Origin of the sequence: Bacillus sp. MMSF_3328 (assembly GCF_030733525.1) — a bacterium.
Lineage (GTDB): Bacteria > Bacillota > Bacilli > Bacillales > Cytobacillaceae > Bacillus_AB > Bacillus_AB infantis.
Window position 1 is genome coordinate 38,590 of record NZ_JASHIV010000019.1, and the last position, 20,729, is coordinate 59,318.

The 20,729-nt window shown below is 47.3% G+C and carries 22 protein-coding genes; 5 read left to right on the top strand and 17 right to left on the bottom strand.

The annotated features are described in order from the left end of the window. Positions 1-31: 31 nt before the first annotated feature. The gene (locus RBB45_RS21480) at positions 32-283 is read right to left on the bottom strand and encodes a hypothetical protein (protein WP_022544271.1); all 252 of its coding nucleotides are present in this window, start codon (positions 281-283) and stop codon (positions 32-34) included. 108 nt (positions 284-391) lie between these two features. Next, a complete protein-coding gene (locus RBB45_RS21485; RefSeq protein ID WP_009795444.1) occupies positions 392-1,072 on the bottom strand; it encodes a metal-dependent hydrolase in 681 nt (226 codons plus the stop codon). Between the two features lie 158 nt (positions 1,073-1,230). Here RBB45_RS21485 and RBB45_RS21490 point away from each other — a divergent pair, with 158 nt between their 5' ends. After that, a complete protein-coding gene (locus tag RBB45_RS21490) occupies positions 1,231-2,325 on the top strand; it encodes a M24 family metallopeptidase (RefSeq protein ID WP_009795445.1) in 1,095 nt (364 codons plus the stop codon). Between the two features lie 44 nt (positions 2,326-2,369). On the opposite strand, the gene ald is transcribed toward RBB45_RS21490, so the two are convergent. Further along, positions 2,370-3,491 (bottom strand): alanine dehydrogenase, encoded by a 1,122-nt coding sequence (gene ald, locus RBB45_RS21495; RefSeq protein WP_022544272.1) that lies wholly within the window; start codon positions 3,489-3,491, stop codon positions 2,370-2,372. 248 nt (positions 3,492-3,739) lie between these two features. Here ald and RBB45_RS21500 point away from each other — a divergent pair, with 248 nt between their 5' ends. Further along, on the top strand, positions 3,740-5,065 hold the full coding sequence (locus RBB45_RS21500) for a purine-cytosine permease family protein (protein ID WP_009791721.1): 1,326 nt from the start codon (positions 3,740-3,742) through the stop codon (positions 5,063-5,065). Between the two features lie 41 nt (positions 5,066-5,106). Here the strand turns inward: RBB45_RS21500 and RBB45_RS21505 are convergent, their stop codons facing one another. Beyond that, positions 5,107-5,262, bottom strand: a complete 156-nt coding sequence (locus RBB45_RS21505) for a hypothetical protein (protein WP_022544273.1) — start codon at positions 5,260-5,262, stop codon at positions 5,107-5,109. Between the two features lie 107 nt (positions 5,263-5,369). Here RBB45_RS21505 and RBB45_RS21510 point away from each other — a divergent pair, with 107 nt between their 5' ends. Further along, entirely contained in the window at positions 5,370-5,822 is a 453-nt protein-coding gene (locus RBB45_RS21510; protein WP_009791719.1) for a universal stress protein, read from the top strand. Between the two features lie 40 nt (positions 5,823-5,862). On the opposite strand, the gene argH is transcribed toward RBB45_RS21510, so the two are convergent. Both argH and RBB45_RS21520 read right to left on the bottom strand, forming a co-directional pair. After that, complete coding sequence (gene argH, locus RBB45_RS21515) at positions 5,863-7,251, bottom strand: argininosuccinate lyase (protein ID WP_009791718.1); 1,389 nt, start codon at positions 7,249-7,251, stop codon at positions 5,863-5,865. Next, positions 7,248-8,453, bottom strand: coding sequence for an argininosuccinate synthase (locus tag RBB45_RS21520; protein WP_009791717.1), 1,206 nt, complete (start codon positions 8,451-8,453; stop codon positions 7,248-7,250). Before RBB45_RS21520 ends, argH begins: the two co-directional genes overlap by 4 nt. Before the next feature lie 225 nt (positions 8,454-8,678). Here RBB45_RS21520 and RBB45_RS21525 point away from each other — a divergent pair, with 225 nt between their 5' ends. Next, a complete protein-coding gene (locus RBB45_RS21525) occupies positions 8,679-8,993 on the top strand; it encodes a hypothetical protein (RefSeq protein ID WP_094766899.1) in 315 nt (104 codons plus the stop codon). Positions 8,994-9,066: 73 nt separating this feature from the next. Here the strand turns inward: RBB45_RS21525 and RBB45_RS21530 are convergent, their stop codons facing one another. From RBB45_RS21530 to sppA, 9 genes are all read right to left on the bottom strand, one after another. Next, positions 9,067-9,582 (bottom strand): MogA/MoaB family molybdenum cofactor biosynthesis protein, encoded by a 516-nt coding sequence (locus RBB45_RS21530; RefSeq protein ID WP_306010325.1) that lies wholly within the window; start codon positions 9,580-9,582, stop codon positions 9,067-9,069. Then, positions 9,582-10,421 carry an EcsC family protein gene (locus RBB45_RS21535; protein WP_009795328.1) on the bottom strand — a complete coding sequence of 280 codons (840 nt, stop codon included), beginning with the start codon at positions 10,419-10,421 and terminating at the stop codon, positions 9,582-9,584. Before RBB45_RS21535 ends, RBB45_RS21530 begins: the two co-directional genes overlap by 1 nt. Before the next feature lie 138 nt (positions 10,422-10,559). After that, positions 10,560-11,747: an acetate kinase gene (locus RBB45_RS21540; protein WP_009795330.1), complete on the bottom strand. Its 1,188-nt coding sequence runs from the start codon at positions 11,745-11,747 to the stop codon at positions 10,560-10,562. Between the two features lie 494 nt (positions 11,748-12,241). Further along, entirely contained in the window at positions 12,242-13,228 is a 987-nt protein-coding gene (locus RBB45_RS21545; protein ID WP_022544275.1) for a class I SAM-dependent methyltransferase, read from the bottom strand. Between the two features lie 154 nt (positions 13,229-13,382). Further along, complete coding sequence (tpx, locus tag RBB45_RS21550; protein ID WP_009795332.1) at positions 13,383-13,883, bottom strand: thiol peroxidase; 501 nt, start codon at positions 13,881-13,883, stop codon at positions 13,383-13,385. 141 nt (positions 13,884-14,024) lie between these two features. Continuing rightward, on the bottom strand, positions 14,025-14,513 hold the full coding sequence (gene ytfJ, locus RBB45_RS21555; RefSeq protein ID WP_022544276.1) for a GerW family sporulation protein: 489 nt from the start codon (positions 14,511-14,513) through the stop codon (positions 14,025-14,027). 18 nt (positions 14,514-14,531) lie between these two features. Then, complete coding sequence (locus tag RBB45_RS21560; RefSeq protein ID WP_009795334.1) at positions 14,532-15,233, bottom strand: DUF2953 domain-containing protein; 702 nt, start codon at positions 15,231-15,233, stop codon at positions 14,532-14,534. A 146-nt stretch (positions 15,234-15,379) separates the two neighbouring features. After that, positions 15,380-15,883: an RDD family protein gene (locus RBB45_RS21565; protein WP_306010327.1), complete on the bottom strand. Its 504-nt coding sequence runs from the start codon at positions 15,881-15,883 to the stop codon at positions 15,380-15,382. A gap of 13 nt (positions 15,884-15,896) precedes the next feature. Continuing rightward, on the bottom strand, positions 15,897-16,904 hold the full coding sequence (gene sppA / locus RBB45_RS21570) for a signal peptide peptidase SppA (RefSeq protein WP_022544277.1): 1,008 nt from the start codon (positions 16,902-16,904) through the stop codon (positions 15,897-15,899). Between the two features lie 144 nt (positions 16,905-17,048). Between sppA and RBB45_RS21575 the strand changes: the two genes are divergently transcribed. Next, entirely contained in the window at positions 17,049-17,852 is an 804-nt protein-coding gene (locus tag RBB45_RS21575; RefSeq protein WP_035403221.1) for an NAD kinase, read from the top strand. A 235-nt stretch (positions 17,853-18,087) separates the two neighbouring features. Here RBB45_RS21575 and rarD read toward each other — a convergent pair whose 3' ends face one another. Next, complete coding sequence (rarD, locus tag RBB45_RS21580) at positions 18,088-19,014, bottom strand: EamA family transporter RarD (RefSeq protein WP_009795338.1); 927 nt, start codon at positions 19,012-19,014, stop codon at positions 18,088-18,090. A 94-nt stretch (positions 19,015-19,108) separates the two neighbouring features. Then, positions 19,109-20,713: an amidohydrolase gene (locus RBB45_RS21585; RefSeq protein ID WP_306010328.1), complete on the bottom strand. Its 1,605-nt coding sequence runs from the start codon at positions 20,711-20,713 to the stop codon at positions 19,109-19,111. Positions 20,714-20,729: the final 16 nt, after the last annotated feature.

Genomic DNA, 20,729 nt, shown 5'->3' on the forward strand with positions numbered 1-20,729 from the left:
AACACATATCCGCAGGACAGGAGCCCTCAGGTTATTTGCTGAAGCTCCTGGCCGGCCTCTTTTTCCTTCTGGCTGCTGCTCCCGCAGAAAGCCTTGCCTTCGCTTTGGCCTGCGAAAACAGCAGGCCGGATAGATTGCCGGCCACCACAAACAGGGCCAGCAGCAGCCAGGCCCCGGCAAAGATGCCTTCCGCCCCCGGGCTTTCAATCGACAGCTTGGGGACCGCATAGTACAGCATCATCCCGCACAGCAGGATACACAGTAAATACCGATTGTTTTTCATTGCAACTCCTCCTTTTTCTATTTTATATCTATGCGGACATGCCTGAAAAAGACCTTTAGATAAGGAGGGGGCGGCTGCAGAAAAAAAGAAGTGCAGCCGCAGCTGCACTTATAGTTCGATGGACTCCCCTGCTTCAAGCACCTTGCCTTTGCCTGAAGGAAGCATTTCAATAAATTTCTGCGGATCCTGTTTGATCGGGGGGAAAGTATTAAAATGGATCGGTACTGTCACCCCTGCCTTCAGCAGCTCAGCTGCATATGCGGCATCTTCAGGCCCCATTGTGAAGTTATCGCCAATCGGCAGGAATGCAACATCAATCGGATGGCGCTCGCCGATCAGCTTCATATCTGAAAATAATGCAGTATCTCCTGCATGATAAACCGTTTTTCCCTCAGCCGTGAAAAGGACGCCGGCCGGCATGCCAAGATAGATAATCTCTTTATTTTCTGTCATCAGCCCGGTGCCATGAATGGCAGGTGTGAGCTTTACCTTTCCAAAGTCGAACTCATAAGCGCCTCCGATGCTCATCGCATGCGTCCTGATGCCCTGCCAGCCAAGATAAGCAGCAAGCTCGGCATTTGCAATAACAAGAGAATCATTCTTCCTTGCCAATTCCACTGTATCCCCAAGATGGTCGCTGTGGCCGTGTGTCAGGATGATGACATCCGGTTTGACGTCCTCTGCCTTCAGGTCTGTCAGTTCATTCCCTGTGATGAATGGATCGAATAAAATCACTTTGCCTTTTGTTTCAATTTTTACGACAGCATGCCCATGGTATGAAACCTTCATCGCTATCTTCTCCCTTCAAACTCTTATGTAATTCAATGTTCAACAAAAATACAGGATTTCCTCCCTGATATAGTCCTATACCCTTTCTAATTCACAATTAAAAGTTTACAATTAACATGAAGCAAATTGCACTTACATACGATTTAGGAGGTTTTTGCATGGACAGCAGAATCAGCAAGTTATCACAATGGATGAAGGAAGAGGATATTGACTTCAGCTTTATCACTTCTCCCGATAATGTCTTTTACTTAAGCGGGTTCCTAAGCGATCCGCATGAACGCCTCCTTGGCCTTGGCGTTTTCCAGGATGAAGAGCCTTTCCTTGTCTGCCCCGGGATGGAAAAAAATGATGCTAAGAATGCCGGATGGAATTATGAAATCATCGGCTACAGCGATACGGATAATCCATGGGAATTCATCTCTTCGGCCATCCAGAAAAGAAATCAAAAAGTCAGCAGGGCTGCAGTTGAAAAAGAACATATGAATGTAGAGCGTTATGAAGCAATTTCTGCTTTATTCTCCAGCGCGGCATTCGTTCCTGCAGAAGAAAAGCTGAGAAAGCTCAGGATGGTGAAGGATGACAAGGAGCTGAAAATCATCCGTGAAGCATGCGCCCTGGCCGACTTTGCCATCCAGACTGGCTGTGAAGAAATTAAGGAAGGAAAGACCGAGATGGATGTCCTCGCTGCGGTCGAGTATGCCTTGAAGAAAAAGGGCATCAATGAAATGTCCTTCTCCACGATGGTCTTGACCGGCGCAAACGGCGCTTCCCCCCACGGGACACCGGGAATGACCAAAATCAAGAAAGGCGATCTTGTCCTTTTTGATTTAGGTGTCGTAGTCGACGGCTACTGCTCAGACATCACCCGCACTGTCGCATACGGTGAGATCAGCGAGAAGCAGAGAGAAATATATGATACAGTCCTTAAAGCGCAGCTGGCCGCCGTGGACGCATCAAAGCCGGGGGCTGCCTGCTCTGAAATAGATATGACGGCAAGGAATATCATTGCAGAGGCCGGCTACGGGGAATACTTCCCTCACCGCCTCGGCCATGGTCTCGGAGTAAGTGTACATGAGTATCCTTCGTTGACTTCAGCCAACTCCCTTCAGCTTGAGAAAGGCATGGTATTTACCATTGAGCCTGGCATTTATGTTCCTGGTGTGGCAGGCGTCCGGATAGAGGATGATCTGGCCGTAACAGAAAACGGTGTTGAGATTTTAACGAAATTCCCGAAGGAACTTCAATTTGTCTGATTGAAGGAAAAAGATCCGGAGCAGCGGCTCCGGATCTTTTCTATTTACTGCTGCTCAAGCAGCGTCGCTGTATCAGAATAGTCAAGGCCATGTGCCTCGGCTACAGCTTTATACGTAACATAGCCGTTAAGAGTATTGATTCCCTTCAGCAGAGCTTCATTATCAGCGCAAGCCTGCTTATACCCTTTATTGGCGATCTGGACTGCATACGGCACAGTCACGTTCGTCAGGGCAATCGTTGAAGTGCGCGGCACGGCGCCAGGCATATTGGCAACCGCGTAATGGACTACACCGTGTTTTTCGTAAGTCGGGTTGTCATGGGTAGTGATTCTGTCAGTTGTCTCAAAAATCCCTCCCTGGTCGATCGCAATATCAACCACGACTGAGCCTGGGTTCATGCTCATGATCATTTCTTCTGTCACAAGCTTTGGCGCTTTTGCTCCCGGAATGAGAACGGCACCGATCACTAGATCAGAATCTTTGACCGCTTCTGCAATATTATAAGGATTGGACATCAATGTTGTCACATCATTGCCGAAGATATCATCAAGCTGGCGCAGGCGTTCCGGGCTCAGGTCGATGATTGTCACCTTTGCACCAAGTCCTACTGCCATTTTAGCTGCATTCGTACCGGCTACACCGCCGCCGATGATTGTTACTTTTCCGCGCTGCACGCCAGGCACACCGGATAACAGGATCCCTTTGCCGCCATGGACCTTCTCCAGGAACTGCGCCCCGATCTGGGAAGCCATCCTTCCGGCAACCTCGCTCATTGGGGTCAAGAGAGGCAATGCATGATTGGCAAGCTGGACCGTTTCATAAGCGATCCCAACCACTTTATGATCAATCAGAGCCTTCGTCAGCTCCGGCTCTGGAGCTAAATGCAAGTATGTAAATAAAATCAGGCCTTCACGGAAATAAGCATATTCACTAGGCAGGGGCTCTTTTACCTTCATGACCATTTCCATGGACCATGCTTCCTCTGCACTGTTTAAAATTTTCGCGCCAGCAGCTGTATAATCTTCATCAGTGAAACCGGATCCCATGCCAGCCTGGGTTTCAATAAATACTTCATGACCAAAGTTCAGCAAATTGACAACGCCAGCCGGTGTCATTGCGACACGATTTTCATTGTTTTTTATCTCTCTGGGTATTCCGATACGCATGCTGCATACCTCCTGCAAAATATAGTAAATAGGATAGAACCGATACTACTATAACACCTTTATAGGAAAAGAAGAAAGTAAAATTTTTTTATCGCCTGCAAACCCTTACATTGCCGTGATGATACGCTCTTTGTTAAAATGCTGAGTTATTCGGTTAAGATGACTGCTTTCCATGCCCGGGACAAAAAAATATCCTTCAGTTCCACCGATTATTGTAAAATGTATTTAGAAAGAGAGCTGATGCAAGTATGGCGTCAACTGCCAACATACAAAAAGACAGCCGGGGTAAAATTGAGCAGCTTGGGCTGGAGGCCGTTCCCTCCCATCTTAAACAGACACCCTGGTATGATTTCATGATTCTGCAGATGGCCTTTTCGGTAAATTCGGGGAATTTCCTTGTCCCTGCACTTGCCGTGATTTCAGGGGGCCTTTCTTTTTATGCTGCCGCAGCATCCACCATGATCGGGGCGGCTTTCGCCTTTCTGTTTGTGTCCTTCTTGACGCTGCCCGGATCCCGCTACGGGCTGCCTGCCCAATATGCGATCAGAAGCATGCTTGGCACAGGGGCGGCAAGATATATTTCGTCTCCGATCCGTACTTTGACCTCATTATACTGGTTTGCTGTCCAGACGATCGGCGGAACTGCTGTACTGACCGAGCTGGGCAGCAGGCTTTTTTCTGTCAGGCTGCCTTTTCTGGCAGTGTCGGTCTGCCTGGCCCTGATCATGGCCATATTAGCGCTTGTCGGCTTTGATGCGGTGAAAAAAGCAACCCGCTATTTTATGCCATTTCTGCTGATCGGCCAGGCTGCACTGTTTGTCCTGCTGATCCAAAAAGCGAATCAGACTGATCACAGCACAATCTTAACCCATGGCAGCTGGGAGTTTTCTTCATTCCTGTTCTATTCAAGCCTGGCTTTTGTCCAATACGTTTCAGGATTAAGTGCTTCTTCTGATATGGCAAGGTACGCGAAGTCTGAACGCGGCGCTTTCTGGGGGCTTTTTTCCGGGAACACAGCCGGCTTTGCCATCACAGCCGTTTTAGGGGCATTGTCTGCAAGCCTCCTGGGAGAGCTGAATCCATTTGTGTCGGCAAGCACCCTCACATCTTCTGTTTCCGTACTGGTGCTGATTTTCGCCTGTGCCATGATGTCGATGATTTCCATCAACCTGAACAACGCCTATACAGGCGGATTCAGTCTGCTGAATACATTCCAGGGGCTCGGCAGGATAAAGAGTGCATGCCTGTTCGGGCTCGCTGCGGTCATTCTGAGCTGCTTTCCTGATATCGTTGAATCAGCGCAGAAATACATCTCTCTGCTCGGCACCTTTGTCATTCCCATTTCTGCGGTTATTGCAGCAGATTTTCTTTTCATAAAAAGGCGGAAGCTGACTGAGGCAGATCTGCTGGTCCTGCGGGAGCCTGGTTTTGTCAATAAGCAGGCAATCATCAGCATGGCTTTCGGGATCATCTCTTACAGCCTCCTGCCTGAAAATGCTTCTCCAGGTTTTGTTTCATTTATAGCCACCGCTTCCCTTTACATTTGTCTTCAGCTGCGAAAAGGAAGGCAATAACGAGAAAGTGCAGGACAGCGCCCTGCACTTTTTTCAATGTTTTATTTTGTTTCCTCTTCGCTGCTGTAAGTGTCGACTCTTCCATTTTCCTGATCGATGACACCGCTGTTGTACGAATCCATGATTTGTGCACTTACCTGGCTGTGTCCCTGGTCGTCATAGATATAATGAGACTGCCCTTTCGGCTCTTTTGGCATCTTCATTTCCCCCTTATCGATTTTTTTCATCTATACTATCTTTCGAATTTCTGTAACAGTTATGCATTTTGGGGTAATGTATAATAAAGGTAAAGGAGGAGATGCAAATGACGCTCACGTACAAAAATATTTTAGTAGCAGTAGACGGTTCCAAGGAAGCGGAATGGGCCTTCAAGAAGGCGGTCGGGATCGCAGTCAGGAACAAAGCCAGGCTGACCCTTGCCCACATTATCGATACGCGCACCTTCGCAACTGTCGAAGCCTATGACAGGACGATTGCTGAAAGGGCTGACATGTTTGCAGCCGAGCTGCTTAAAAAATATCAGCAGGAAGCAGTGGAGGCTGGAGTAGAAAATGTGGAATATGTGACAGATTATGGTTCTCCGAAAGTAAAGATACCCAAGGAAATTGCCAAGGTCCAGCATGCAGATCTCATTGTCTGCGGGGCAACTGGTTTGAATGCAGTTGAACGCTTCCTGATCGGCAGCGTTTCCGAACATATCACCCGCTATGCCCCATGTGATGTGCTTGTGGTCAGGACCGAAAAGGACCCGGAATAATAGTTAAAAGGCCGCTGCTTCCCTGCAGCGGCCTTTATTGTTATGAGTAGGCTTTATCCTTCAGGCGCCCTTTTGCTTTTTCCAGCGCCTTCTTTATTTGGGCAAACCCTGTTCCGCCCTGGCTGTTCCTTCTTGCAACAGCCGCCCGCGGGTCAAGGACCTCGTAAATATCCTCCTCAAAAAGGGTGCTTGCCTCCTTATACACTTCCATCGGCAGGCCGGAAAGGAAGCAGCCTCTGTTCACACAATCAAGGACAAGCTTCCCGACAATTTCGTGGGCTTCCCTGAATGGCAAGCCTTTACCGGAAAGATAGTCAGCCAGTTCTGTCGCATTGGAAAAATCGCTTTTCGTGGCCTTTTCCATTACTTCACTGTTAACCGTCATGGACCCAACCATGCCGGAAAAAATTTTAAGTGAGCCAATAACCGTTTTAACTGTATCAAACATTCCCTCTTTATCTTCCTGCATATCTTTGTTATAAGCAAGAGGCAGCCCCTTCAGCACTGTGAGCAGGCCGACAAGGTTGCCGTAGACGCGGCCGGTTTTTCCGCGTATCAGTTCTGCCATGTCTGGGTTTTTCTTTTGCGGCATAATGCTGCTTCCTGTAGCAAAACTGTCATCGAGCTCGATGAACCGGAATTCCTGGCTCGACCAGAGAATGATTTCCTCGCTGAAACGGGACAGATGCATCATCAGAATGCTGCTTGCTGAAAGGAATTCAAGGATAAAGTCCCTGTCGCTTACAGCATCCATGCTGTTTTCATAGATGTCATCAAACCCAAGCAGACTGGCTGTCAGCTCGCGGTCGATTGGAAAGGTTGTACCGGCAAGGGCGCCTGCACCAAGAGGAGAAACATTGATCCTTTTCAGATTCTCGCTGTATCTCTCCTTATCCCTTTCCAGCATCCAGAAATAAGCCATCAAGTGATGCGCAAATGAAATGGGCTGTGCTCTCTGAAGATGAGTATAGCCCGGCATGAGGGTTTCCACATTCTCCTCTGCCTGGGAAAGCAGAGCTGCCTGGAGCTCTTCAATCAGCTTGATAACATGTGCTGCCTGTTTCTTTAAATACAAGTGCATATCTGTTGCTACCTGATCATTCCTGCTTCTGCCTGTATGAAGCTTGCCGCCGACAGGCCCGATTTCGTCCGTAAGCAAGCTTTCCAGGTTCAGATGTATATCCTCCAGCTTTACAGAGAAAGGAAGCCCTTCCTCCTGGGACTTTTCCTTTAACAGCTTGAGTCCCTTCTGGATCTGAGCTGCTTCCTCCTGTTCAATAATCCCGCAGCGGGACAGCATTTCCACGTGTGCAAGGCTTCCCTCTATATCTTCCTCAACAAGCTCCTGGTCAAAGGAGATGGAGGCTCCGAATTCATCGACCCATTCTTCTGCCGATTTCGTGAATCTTCCTCCCCAAAGCTTTTTCACACTGTCACCTTCTTATTCTGGACAATGCTTTGAACCTTGGTCGGCAGGCCCCATAACTGGATAAAACCAACCGCGGCATTATGGTCGAATTCATCTTCAGATGTATATGTGGCCAATTTTTCATCATAAAGGGAAAAAGGAGATTTTCTGCCTTCGACGATGCTGTGCCCCTTGAACAATTTCACCCTTACAGTTCCTGTCACATGCTTTTGCGTTTCCTCAAGGAAAGCCGTTAAAGCCTTTTTCAATGGCGAGAACCAAAGCCCTTCATAGATCAGCTCAGTCAGTTTTTTCTCGATGACAGGCTTGAAATGGGCAAGCTCTTTAACAAGCGTGAGGTCTTCAAGCTCTTTATGCGCTTTGATCAGCGTCATGGCTCCCGGACACTCATAGACTTCCCTTGATTTAATGCCGACAAGTCTGTTCTCAACATGGTCAATGCGCCCGACTCCATGCTTGCCTGCCATCAGATTCAGCTCCAGAATCAACTCGGATAACGGATAAGCTTTGCCGTTCAGGCTTACCGGCACCCCTTTGCTGAATTCGATTTCTACGATATCAGGTGTGTCAGGCGTATACTCAAGGCTTGTTGTCAGGTCGTAGGCCTCTTCAGGCGGAGCCGCCCACGGATCTTCCAGAATCCCGCACTCATTGCTGCGGCCCCAAAGGTTCTGGTCTATTGAGAACGGAGAATCCAGATTGATCGGAATCGGGATATTATTATCCTTTGCATATTGGATTTCTTCTTCTCTGGACCATTTCCATTCCCTTACAGGCGCGAGCACCTTGAGGTCTGGATTAAGTGCCTGGATCGATACCTCGAATCTTACCTGGTCATTTCCTTTTCCTGTACAGCCATGCGCAACAGCAGCGGCGCCTTCCTTTTCAGCCACTTCAACAAGCTTTTTAGCAATAAGAGGCCTGGAAAGAGCAGATACAAGCGGGTATTTGCCTTCATAAAGAGCATGCGCCTGAAGGGCAGCAAGTGCATATTCATTCGCAAACTCTTCTTTCACATCCAGTACATATGACTGGACTGCTCCCACTTTAAGCGCCTTTTCCTGGATGAACTTCAAATCCTTGCCTTCCCCAACGTCAAGGCAGCACGCAACCACTGAGTATCCCTGGTCGCCAAGCCATTTGATCGCCACAGAAGTATCCAGTCCGCCTGAGTATGCTAAAACAACTTTTTGATTTGACATGAAAATTTCCTCCTCTATAGATGAACGAATAAATATTCATTTAAATTATGTTTTTATACAATTAACTAGTTAATACTCTAACAATATTCCAGGATTAATTCAATAGTTATTCGTTAAAATGTATAAATTTTTATGGTGACAGGCACCTGTACCAGTCCGGCCGACTGGTATAGGTGCCTGTCACCATGTACAATAAAAGCAGCCTATTTTTGGGGGACGGATGAGATGGAGGATGTTTTCATTTTGGATAAGCGCCTGGGGATTGCTGTTCCTGTGCTGGATGGCGAGTGGGAAGAGTACCCGCAGGAAGAGCGCCAGGAAATTCTGTATACATGGGAGAAGATACGCGGGGGGATCCCGGACAGGATATCAGAGCTTGAGACGCAGATAAACCGCAGACAGGACCAGCTCGCAGATGAAGAGAATTTTGAGCTTTCATGCAAATTGAACAGTGAGATCGCTGATCTTGCTTCCATCATCAACGATCTTTGGCTGTGGTACAGGGCTAATCAGGAAATCGGGGGAAAGCTGCATCGCTGATTTAAGCTCTATAGAGAATATTATTCAGGCAAAGCAAAAAGGCGGGGCGCCATGATGGCGCCCCGCCCCCTTTTTATACAAGATCTTTCTTTACTTCCCTTATAACATGCCCCAGCTCCGGGATGATCAATTTATTCATGGCCAGCCTTACTGCACCTGAAGATCCCGGTGTGGAAAAGACAGCTGTATTCTCGATGATGCCCGCAGAAGCGCGGGAGAGAATTGCAGCAGAGCCGATGTCCTCCTGGTAGCTCAGCATACGGAATAATTCCCCGAAGCCGCTAATTTCCTTTTGATAAAGTGCACTCACCGTTTCAATGGTTACATCCCTTAAAGCGATTCCTGTCCCGCCATTGGTAAGGACTGCATCGATATCCGGATCTGAACATCCCTCCAGGACCGCCTGACGGATCTTTTCTTTTTCATCGGCGACAATCTGGTAGGAACTTACCCTGTGGCCCTCTGCTTCAAGAAGTTCCTTCATCAGCCTCCCGCTTTTATCGGTCTCCGAATTTCTTGTATCACTGATGGTAATAATTTTGCATCTGACTGTTTTGGGGGCTTCTTTTTTGTGTTCCTCGCTGCACATCAAACTTCACCCTGTTTCTTCAGCAGATACCTGTACTGATAATATTTATGGGCAAAATCAGTGACCTTCCTTGTAAACTGATAGTTTGCCCCTGCTCCTATGGCCATGCTGACAAGCGGGATGCCCTGGATGGATTTCTTTTTGAAAGCCGTTATAGCCAGGCCTTTAAACAGCTGTTTGATTGGCTGGCCCATCCAGGCAATGTCCGTCAGTTCCTCCTGGCCCTCATAAAAATAAGCTTCTTCCGCATTCTCCAGTTCGGCCAGAAGCTGGTCCCAGGCCTGCCCCTGAAGCCGCGGCGGCAGGATCGATGCACAAAACACCTTTAAAGAAGCCATCATCTCATAAGGTGTGTTCACTTCAATCCCATATGTCATCGCGATGAGCTGGACTGCACGCAAATTGATGACAGCCATGGCAGGAAGATCGGATCCAAGCAGCAGCACACCGCCGGTCCCCGATGCCCCTCCCTGTGCAAATGAGTAAAGGCGGTGGCGGGCAATCTGCTGATTGGCTATGTATTGCAGCTGATTGATGTCCAATGAAGCCAGATCTTCCACTGTTTCAATGCCGGCATCAAAGATGCGGCCTGCAGATAGGATTCGTTCCTTTGCATCCAGCTGGAGCTGTGAGCTTTGGATCAAGGCATGGAGATGGAACAGCCAGTTATCCAGGGAAGCAAAAAATTGCTGCTGAGTTTTCTCGGGAAGCAGCAGGAACGCCTTTTCTAAATATTTGTCATAGGTCAGCTCCAAATCATTGGATTCATACTGTGCCAGCTTGTCTTCCCATTGTGCGATCTCAGATAAAGCCTGTTCTTCCCGTCCGTTTAGTGCCATATCTTCATCCTCCTTGCCGGTGTTTTTGTTCAGTATAGCATATTGATTCAGGCAAATCCTGTTTCATTGGATGGAGAAGGCAGAAAAACAAAAGGACAAAAAAGCCTTGGCTTCTTTGTCCTTTCAATCATTCAAATATTATTTCGCAAGCCTTACAACATCCCTGGCAATCATAACTTCTTCATTTGTCGGAATAATGATAACCTTGACCGGTGAGTGAGGATAGTTGACAAACGTTTCCTCACCGCGGACCTTGTTCAATGCAGGGTCCCAATATACGCCCATGAATTCCAGTCCCTGAAGGACACGCTCGCGGATTTCAGCACTGTTTTCGCCGATGCCTGCTGTAAAGATAATGGCATCAACTCCGTACATGCGTGAAGCATAAGAGCCGATATATTTGTGGATCCGGTTTGCAAACACTTCGAGAGCAAGCTCTGCTCTTTCGTTTCCTTCAGACGCTTGTACCTCGATGTCGCGAAGGTCGCTTGAGAAGCCAGAAACTCCAAGCATTCCGCTCTCTTTATTCAGTACATTAAGCACTTCGTCAGCTGACTTGCCTGTTTTCTCCATGATGAATGGAATCAAAGCAGGGTCAATATTCCCTGAACGGGTACCCATTGTCACACCGGCAAGAGGTGTGAAGCCCATGGATGTATCAATTGATTTTCCGCCTTCAATGGCCGCGATGCTTGCACCGTTCCCCAGGTGGCAGGAAAGCAGGCGAAGCTGCTCAAGCGGACGGCCAAGAAGCTCTGCTGCACGCTCTGATACATATTTATGTGAAGTTCCGTGGAAGCCGTATTTACGGATGCCGAACTTCTCATAATACTCATAAGGAAGGCTGTACAGGAATGAGCTTTCAGGCATAGTCTGATGGAACGCAGTATCAAAGACAGCTACTGCCGGTACATTTGGAAGCACCTGCTGGAATGCCTTGATTCCTGTAATATTTGCAGGGTTGTGAAGAGGTGCCAGCTCGGAAAGTGCATCGATTTTGCTCAGTACCTCTTCCGTGATAACCGCAGAATCTGCAAACTCTTCTCCACCGTGTACTACACGGTGGCCGATTCCTTCAATTTCATCCAGTGATTCGATGATCTTCAGATCAGTCAGCTTATTGAGCAGAAGCTTGACTGCAACCTCATGATCAGGGATTTCCGTTACTTCCGTCTGCTTCTCTCCGTTAACAGAAATACTGAAAACTGCATCGTTCAGACCGATTCGTTCAATAAGACCTTTTGTGATTACTTCTTCGCTTGGCATTTCAAATAATTGAAATTTCAATGAAGAACTTCCAGCATTAATTGCAATAATTTTTGCCACGATATGTCGCTCCTTTTAAATGCGGACTCGCATACGTCCTGTATGTTTAACCAGTGCAATGGGGACCATGGGGAAATATGTATCTCTTTTCCCTCCAGGATGCCAGCCTTTATATAACACCGATGCTAATCTAATGCCTGATGTGGTACACATTTATTGTGTGCAACTGGCATCATTTTATCTCTCAATTCCCCATTTAATCACTGTGCTTGCATGATTTCAAGGAACATTCAAAATTGGTATCGTTTACAGTTAAAATTAAATGTATTCCGACATTTCGGTGATTTCCGTTTCATATTTTCCATTACCCCTGCGGCTCTTCAGCTAAAACAGAACTTCCAATTAAAGACTCCAGACTAAATGCGGCAGCATCCTCTTAACACTCTCCGGAAGACTTATGCCAGCAGGTTTTAAGTCTGGACAGCTCCATTAATATTTTCTTCTCATTCAAATAGAAAAAGCATGATCCAGTTTGGGACCATGCTTTTTGCACTCTATATCTTATTTTCCCTGAACCAGGCATCCACCTGCTTAAGGATTCTCTCGACCTGTTCCGTTTTTGAAAGGCTCGGCATGTTTACAAGCAGGGCTTGCTTTGGAGCTGTGACCCCTTCACCCTTTTTCTGGAGGATAAAGACGCTTTTTGCGGCATTTTTATTTTTAAACAATGTTTCCGGGAGCTGGAGCAGGCCCTGGATGATGCTTGTCTTGCTTATATACGCCTTCAGTTTGTCCGCCTGTTCGCTTTCAAACAGGCCATTTGGCACAATCAGGAACAGATAGCCGCCTTCCTTAACATGGCGCATGCTCTGTTCCAGGAAAAGGTGATGGGCATAAGAATGGCCCTCGTCTGCCTTCAGCTCATAGTCCTGCGCCCTTATGTCGTTTGGATAATACCCCACTGGAAGGTCGCTGATGACTGCATCCACGCTTTCAATGAACAGCGGCTCAAGGCTGTCCTGGTTATAGAATTGGATGGGGTGCTTCTGGAGGTTGGCATTGATGTAGGCAAGCTTAATGAGGAGGTCGTCCACATCTGACCCGACTGCTTCAATGCTTTTTCCTTCCTGCTGATTGATGACAGTCGTAAGGAGATTGCCTGTCCCGACCGCTGGATCCAGAAGGCGGAAAGATTTCGCCCCGACAAATTTATTCACCAGATAACCTGTCAGCATTCCGACAGCATCCGGTGTCATCTGGTGGTTTGGCTGCACATTTTCCTTCATGCCCTTTAAAATGGCCAGCTGAAACGACTTTCTGATATTCTCGCTTGTATATAGGTCAAGATTCAGCGACTCATAGCTTTTTTTCAGCCTTTTTACATTAAGCTCACTGAGTCCGTCCTGGAGAATGGACTCTTGAAAAATATTATCGCCTGTTTCTGCAAGCGCCTCTAAATATGTACATTGCAGCTCTTCCTGCAAGATCATAGCTGTTTCATTAAAGACTGAGAACAGTTCTTCTACGGGAGTGATACTCACTAATTCATTCCTCCTGCTAAAATATTATTGTCTTATTGTAACGGGGTTCCGGCAGGATCACAAGCCCGCCGCCTGCCATTCAGGAGATTAAGGAATACAGCCTGGGCATTCTTAAGGCATACAAAAACCCCGATTGCCCGGGGTTCTTCGAAGTTTATTCAGCTTGCCTTGCAGCTTCCACTGCAGCTTCGTAGTCAGGATGGTCAGTTGCTTCGCTCACATATTGGGCATAAACCACTTTGTCATTGGAATCAACAACAAATACTGCCCGTGCAAGAAGGCGGAGCTCCTTTATTGCTACTCCGTAAGCTTCACCGAAAGAAAGGTCGCGGTGGTCTGAAACTGTCTGCACATTTTCAATGCCGGCAGCTGCGCACCAGCGCTTCTGTGCGAAAGGAAGATCTACGCTGACTGTAAGAACTTTTACATTATCAAGCTTTGATGCTTCTTCATTGAATCGGCGCGTCTGAGCGTCGCAAACGCCTGTATCAATAGAGGGAACAACACTAATCAGTCTTACCTGGCCCTTGGAATCCGCAAGCGTTACCTCAGATAAGTCATTGGCAAGCACTTTGAATTCCGGAGCCTGGTCTCCTGCTTTCACTTCATTCCCCAGCAAAGTAACCGGATTTCCTTTAAAAGTAATTGATGCCATTGGTTTCTTCCTCCTTATTTTTCATATATGTACAGTGCAATCATACTTCCTGGAAAATCATTTTGCAATGAAAAGCCATTTATTCCGGCAATAGAAAAGGCTGTCTCCGGGGAAGAAGACCAGCCTTTTCAAACATCCATTTTAGAAGTCCAGGTCATGCTTTGGTCCATTGTATTCGTTCGAGCGGTTCTGGCTGCTTTGGCCTTCGCTCTTTCCATCCTGGCTGCTGTTCCCTGATCCGTTATTTTTTGACATCATCTGCTGGATCTTATCAACAGCCTGAGGGGCCAAATCAAGGATTTTTTCATATAGATGTGTGCTCTCGTCCAGATGGACCATTTTAACTCCGTGGGAACTTACGATTAAAAAAGCAATCGGCGTTATGGAAACTCCGCCGCCGCTTCCTCCGCCAAACGGATGCTTCGGTTTGCCTTCTCCCTCGCGGCCTGAACCTTCAAGCATGAACTCACTGCCGCCTGCTGCAAAGCCGAAACCGACCTTTGATACGGTAAGGATCACACTTCCATCAGGAGTTTCAACCGGGTCCCCGATGATTGTATTCACATCAATCATTTCTTTCAAATTTTCCATTGCGGTCGTCATCAAGCCTTGTATCGGATGATCAGACATAATAAACTTCCTCCTCATCTAAACGGATTTTGTTTTATTATCAGATAGCACGGATAACGGCTTTGTCCTAAAGTCCGGCATTCCGCCTTTCCAATATTTAATCAGTTTAATTCCTGCCAACATAGCTTGCCCGATGCGGAATTGAAACATACATGAAAAACGGGTTTGGGAAACTGCAGCCTGAAAATGGGGGGTCACCGACAAAACGGGCATGTCCCTCATCCTCATATAGTGGCTGAGAATGCCGACCAGGCTTCCTTTTGCAGACCAGATTATCCCTGCAAGGACAGCAGTGTGCGCCGCATCACCGATTCCGGCCAATGTATGCCATTCGATATCCCTGATTGCCACCTTTTTCAGAAATCGCCGGATGATCGTGTGGAGGCCAAATACATGGCGTATCAGCTCCTCAGCATCCTTGATACTGTTCAGGAAGTCCTCCGGCGTGAACTTTTTCCGGTCTTCCTGCTTCTTCTCCTCCTCCCGGCCGGCTTCCACTTTCTCTTCAACCACAATGGAAGGGGAGTCATCATCGATTTTTATCAGCGGAACCTGTATGTTATAGCGGATAAGCCCCAACCAGGCCCGGAACTTTATTGATATATGGTCATTGTCCTGGCCATGATAAAAGTTAAAGTAAACTGTTAGCTTTGAGAAAAGAAGAATAATGAGCAAAAGCAGAATGACTGCCGCTGCTGCTCCAAGGATCAGCCACCACATCCGATCACCCCCTATTAACAGGCTGGTGTATTTTTTCGCATTAGTCTCCTGCTAAAGATATCCAGACGCTAAATCTAGGCTTTCCTTTTGGGAAAAAAAATAAACCTGCCGGCAGCAGGCCGGCAGGCGATTCTTTCAATTATTCCTTATTTTCTTTCGTGAATAACGCTTGTATCGGCAAACAGGTCATGAAGCCCCTGTTTTTTCGGCAGAAAAGCGACAATGACATAGCCAATATAAATAGTGGCTGAAATGAAACGACCGATCCACTCCCTGAACAATATGGTGCTCCAGGACACTTCTTCATCTTTAAGACTGACTACTTTCAGCCCAAATATCATTTTCCCGAGCGTCTGCCTGAAATACTTTGTCATCAGGACAAAATAGGCATAAAAAATGATGCTTGTTACGATATTTGCGGGAGTGAAAATCCCGGAATCGGCAAGGGGAAGATCCGCCGCCCGAAAAATCGGATGCACGATAATGCGGTTAATGCTGCCTATGACAATGAGATCGGCCAGATACGCCCAGAACCTCATCCAGAAACCGGCAAAACGGACTGATGCCGCATGATCTTCATATGACGGGCTGGCTGGTGAATGATTGTCAGCAGGCAAATCCTTGTCCAAATGGCTGTCTAATGTGGTCATTTGCCATCCCTCCTCATTCTGAATACATGTACATCAGCCGCGGGGCATTCGGCTGTGACAACAGCTTCATCATGCCGGCCATTTCAATATCATCGCCCATCACTTTCCGCGCACCCATGCTGAACAAGGAGCCAAAGCCCATATTTTCCGAATAGCTGACTACCTGTGCACCCTTAAGCTTATGGTCTTTCTCCAGTTCATCTACAACATCTTCAAAGAAGCCGAAACCATCAATCAGATTGAGCTCTTTTGCCTGGCGGCCGTCATAGATCCGTCCGTCGGCGATTTTCCTCACCTGATCTGCCGGGATGCCCCTTCCTTCTGAAATGACTTTAACAAAGCCCTCATAAGAATTGTCGATCATAGACTGGAGGATCTCCCGTTCTTCTTCCGTCATCTCCCTTGAAGGGCTCATAATATCTTTGTAAGGTCCACTCTTGATCGTGACAAATTCTACGCCATACTTTTCGGCAAGCCCTGCATAATTATATCCCTGCATGATGACACCCAGGGAGCCTGTCAGGGTTTCAGGACTGGCATAGATTTTTTCAGCAGGTGCTGAAATATAATAGCCGCCGGAAGCAGCCATGGACCCCATTGATATGTACACAGGCTTTTTCGCTTCCTTCTGGATTTCCACGATCTTATCATGGATCTCAGAGCTTTCCACTACACCGCCACCCGGGGAATTCACGCGAAGAATGACCGCTTTCACACTATCATCCTCTTTAACATGGTCCAGCTTTTTCATGAAAGATTTGTGGTTATAGCCGGGACTGGCAAACAGTGAGCTGGCATCTCCTGCATCCTGGATGGTCCCATCTACATTCAGGACGGCAATTTTCTTTGAACTGCTGCCCGGTTCAATGATTTCTTCAGAAAATGCTTCATCAACTGGAAACATATCCGCAAATGTGCTTTCGGCATTTCTAAATGCGAAAGTCGACAGCACACTAGTAATAATGGAGAAAAACAGCAGTGCAGCGGCTATTCCAAGAGCCGCCCATCTTTTCCCATTCATATCTTCTCCTCCTTTTTTTCCTTTTCCAAGTGTTAATACGCAATAACTTTTAAAATGTTTCAAAAACATGTACACTGATGACAATAAACGTTATTGCCGCAAAATACCAATCATACGCAAATATTATCATTTTGAATGGGAGGAATGAAAGTGACGCGCCGAAACTTATATTTTTACCATAAGAAAGATTCTGAAATGATGGAAAAAGCAGGCCATCTTTATGAGCTTGCCGAAAAATACGGCTTTACCATAGTCAATGACTTTAAACAGGCTAATATCATTGTGAGCATTGGCGGTGACGGGACATTTCTTCAGGCGGTCCGCAAGACCGGCTTCCGCGAGGACTGCCTGTACGCGGGCATCTCTACGACCGGCACATTAAGCATGTACTGCGATTTCCATATTGATGACACATCCAAGATGGTTGAAGCGATGGCCAATGAGCAGATTGAAGTCAGAAGATACCCGACGATGGAGATAAAGGTGGATGATGAATCCTCCTTCTATTGCCTGAATGAATTCAGCATCCGGTCTGCGATCATCAAAACATTTGTTATGGATGTATTTATCGATAATCTCCATTTCGAAACCTTCAGGGGCGACGGGATGATTGTCGCAACTCCGACAGGCAGTACAGCCTATAATAAATCGGTCAATGGCGCCATCGTTGACCCTATGCTCCCTTGCCTCCAGGTCAGCGAACTGGCATCCCTGAACAATAACCGCTACAGGACACTGGGTTCTTCATTCATCCTGAGCAGCGGCCGCAGCCTGACCCTCAGAGTCATCCAGGACGGCAATGACCATCCGACAATGGGAATGGACAACGAAGCACTAAGCATCCAGCATGTCGAAAAAATTGAAGCCAAACTGAGCGGCAAACAAATCAAGACTGTCAAACTTAAGGACAACTCCTTCTGGGAAAAGGTAAAGAGGAGTTTTCTATAAAAAGGCCAAGATTGTCTGAACAAGTCATGTATCCCAGGAGCCGGTTGGAATACATGACTTCCTTTTTTTTTCACACTTATGTATCCCAGGTGCCTGATGGAATACATGACTTTCTTTTTTTCTCCAGCCCATAACATCAAAATACAGTTCGTCCCACAGCCAAAAAGGCTCTTTGGCCGCTCCTGCCGAGGGATGTTCAAATTAGAAAAAGGAAGAGGCCGCTGCCTCTTCCTTTTTACATCCCCAGCCCTTTTCCATGCTTCCATTTCATATTGGCAAATAATTTCGTTCTGGACAGCGAGTAGACGGTCAAAGCAAGCCAAATGAACAAGAATGCAACCAGATGGGTCTTTGTGAATTCTTCACCATATACGAAAATGCCGAGCAGCAGTGTCAATGTCGGGGCGATATACTGCAGATAACCCAGCATGGAAAGCGGTATTTTCTGTGCCCCTTTGGCAAAATACAGAAGCGGGATCGCAGTGGCTGCTCCTGCACCGATCAGCAGGAGATCCGTTCCTGTGGAAATGGCCAGGAAGGACTGCTTTCCGGCTGCAAATAAATAAATCAGATATCCAAGTGCCAATGGCATGACAACCATCGTTTCGAGCGTCAGTCCAATGGCAGATTCCACCTTGATCAGTTTCTTTGCCAAACCGTAAAGGCCAAAAGATAAAGCAAGCACAACCGCAATCCATGGAAAACGTCCATAAGAGAGGGTCATGATAAGCACACCCGCTGCAGCCAGCAGGAAAGATACTGCCTGCACAGAGGAAAGCTTTTCTTTTAAAACAACTATTCCCAGAAGGACACTGACCAGCGGGTTGATATAGTAGCCAAGGCTTGCTTCAATCATTTGGCCGGAATTGACTGCCCAAATGTATATGAACCAGTTGCAGCTTATGAGCAAGGAAGCAATTGTCAGAGCGAGCATTTGCTTCTTGTTGTTCCGTATTCCTCTCAATGTCCGGACAAAATCCGGCCATTTCCTGGTCAGGACAAGTACAGCCAGCATAAAGATGAAGGACCAGAAAACCCGGCTGGCCAGGATTTCATCAGCACTCACATGATTGAGAAGCTTCCAGTAGATCGGCAGGATGCCCCATATCAAATAAGACAGCCCTGCGTACAGGGCCCCTTGTTTTACTTCAGTATCTGTCATTGTTGGTTAGCCTCGATTCTTTCTAATATCGAAATAATTATAAAGCCAAAAGAAAAAAACTGGCAACCTATTCGTTTTAGCAGGATTCGCTCGTTTAAATCTGTCCGCGCTTATAAACGGTTTTTCCTCCTATTACTGTCTCATTGACTCGTGTACGGAGGAGTGCCTCCGGATCTTCTTCGAATATATTCCGGTCAAGGATTGTGAAATCAGCAAGATATCCTTCCTTGATCATTCCCCTGTCAACTTCATGGCAGATTGCATATGCGCTGCCTTTTGTATATAAGGAAACAGCTTCGTACATGGATAATGCCTCCTCTTTGATATAGGCAATCCTCCCGGGGTCATCGCTGCTGGTTCTTGTAACCGCCGAATGGATGCCGAGGAGCGGGTCAGCCTGCTCGATTGGCGCATCAGATCCGCCTGCACATGGGATGCCTTCATCAAGCAATGTTTTCCAGGCATAACAGTAATCCATATGCTCTTCACCGATCCTGCTGATGACCCACGGAAAGTCAGAAGCCAGGAATCTTGGCTGTATATCCAGTATAAGAGGAAGCTTTTTTGCCCTTGAAATGAGTTCTTTCCGCAGTATCTGTGCATGAATGAGCCGGTCCCTGCCTTTTCCTTTCAGCGGGTATTTTTCAATGCTGTTCAGTGACATTTCAAAAGCCCTGTCACCGATGGCATGTATGGCCACCGGCATATCCAGCTCCCTGGCTTTTTTCAATAGCCCGTCAAGCTGATCCTGTGTAAAAATAGCCACTCCTGAGGTTGAAGGATCATCCGCATACGGATGGCTCAGCAAAGCAGTCCGGCCTCCCAATGCCCCGTCTGAAAAAATCTTCATTGCACCGAATTCTATCCACTCATCTCCGCCAAGATAATTTCCGCCCTCAAGCTTCATGTCATTGATTACCTCGTGATGGACGAGCAGGTGGGCCCGGAAAGGCAGTTTATCTTCACCGATGACCTCCTTGAAAGTCCTATAGGTCCCATGGAAACCGCCATAATAATTAAGATCCTCAGTATGTGCCCCTGTCAGGCCCAGTGCGTAGGCATCCTGGATGGCTGCACGCATTGCCGTCTCCAGATACTCCTTTGAAGCACCAGGGAGAATAGAGAAGATCAGCTCCTGTGCCTGGTCCTTCAGCAGGCCTGATGGAAGGCCTTCTTCATCTTTTTCAATGACTCCCCCTGGAGGGCAAATGGTTTCAGGGGTAATTCCGCCTGCTTCCAATGCTTTCGAATTGACTGCAATTGCGTGCCGGCAGATCCTTTTCAGGCAGACTGGATGTCCAGGGACTGCTTCATCAAGCTCCTTTGCCAGAATGGGGGCAGGGATGTCCCATAAATTTTCGTTCCAGCCCTCGCCAATGACCCAGCTGCCTTTTGAAAACTTCCCTGCATACTCTTTAACTGCCTCCAGCACTTGCGATTTTGAGGTATAACCAGACAGATCAAGCCTTATCAGCCTCTCCCCATGCCCAATCAAATGCATATGGCTGTCCACAAAACCGGGCAGCATCAGCCTTCCCTCAAGGTCCCTCATTTCAGAGGGTTTTACCGAGAAGTTTCTTTTCAAGTCTTCCAGCGGCCCTGCCCTCAGGATCTTTCCATTCTCCGTCATAACCGCTTCGGCTTTATGCCCTTCTTCCTGAAGGGTATATATATGTCCTCCATGCCATAGTGTCCGCATCTTCTTATTGCTCCTT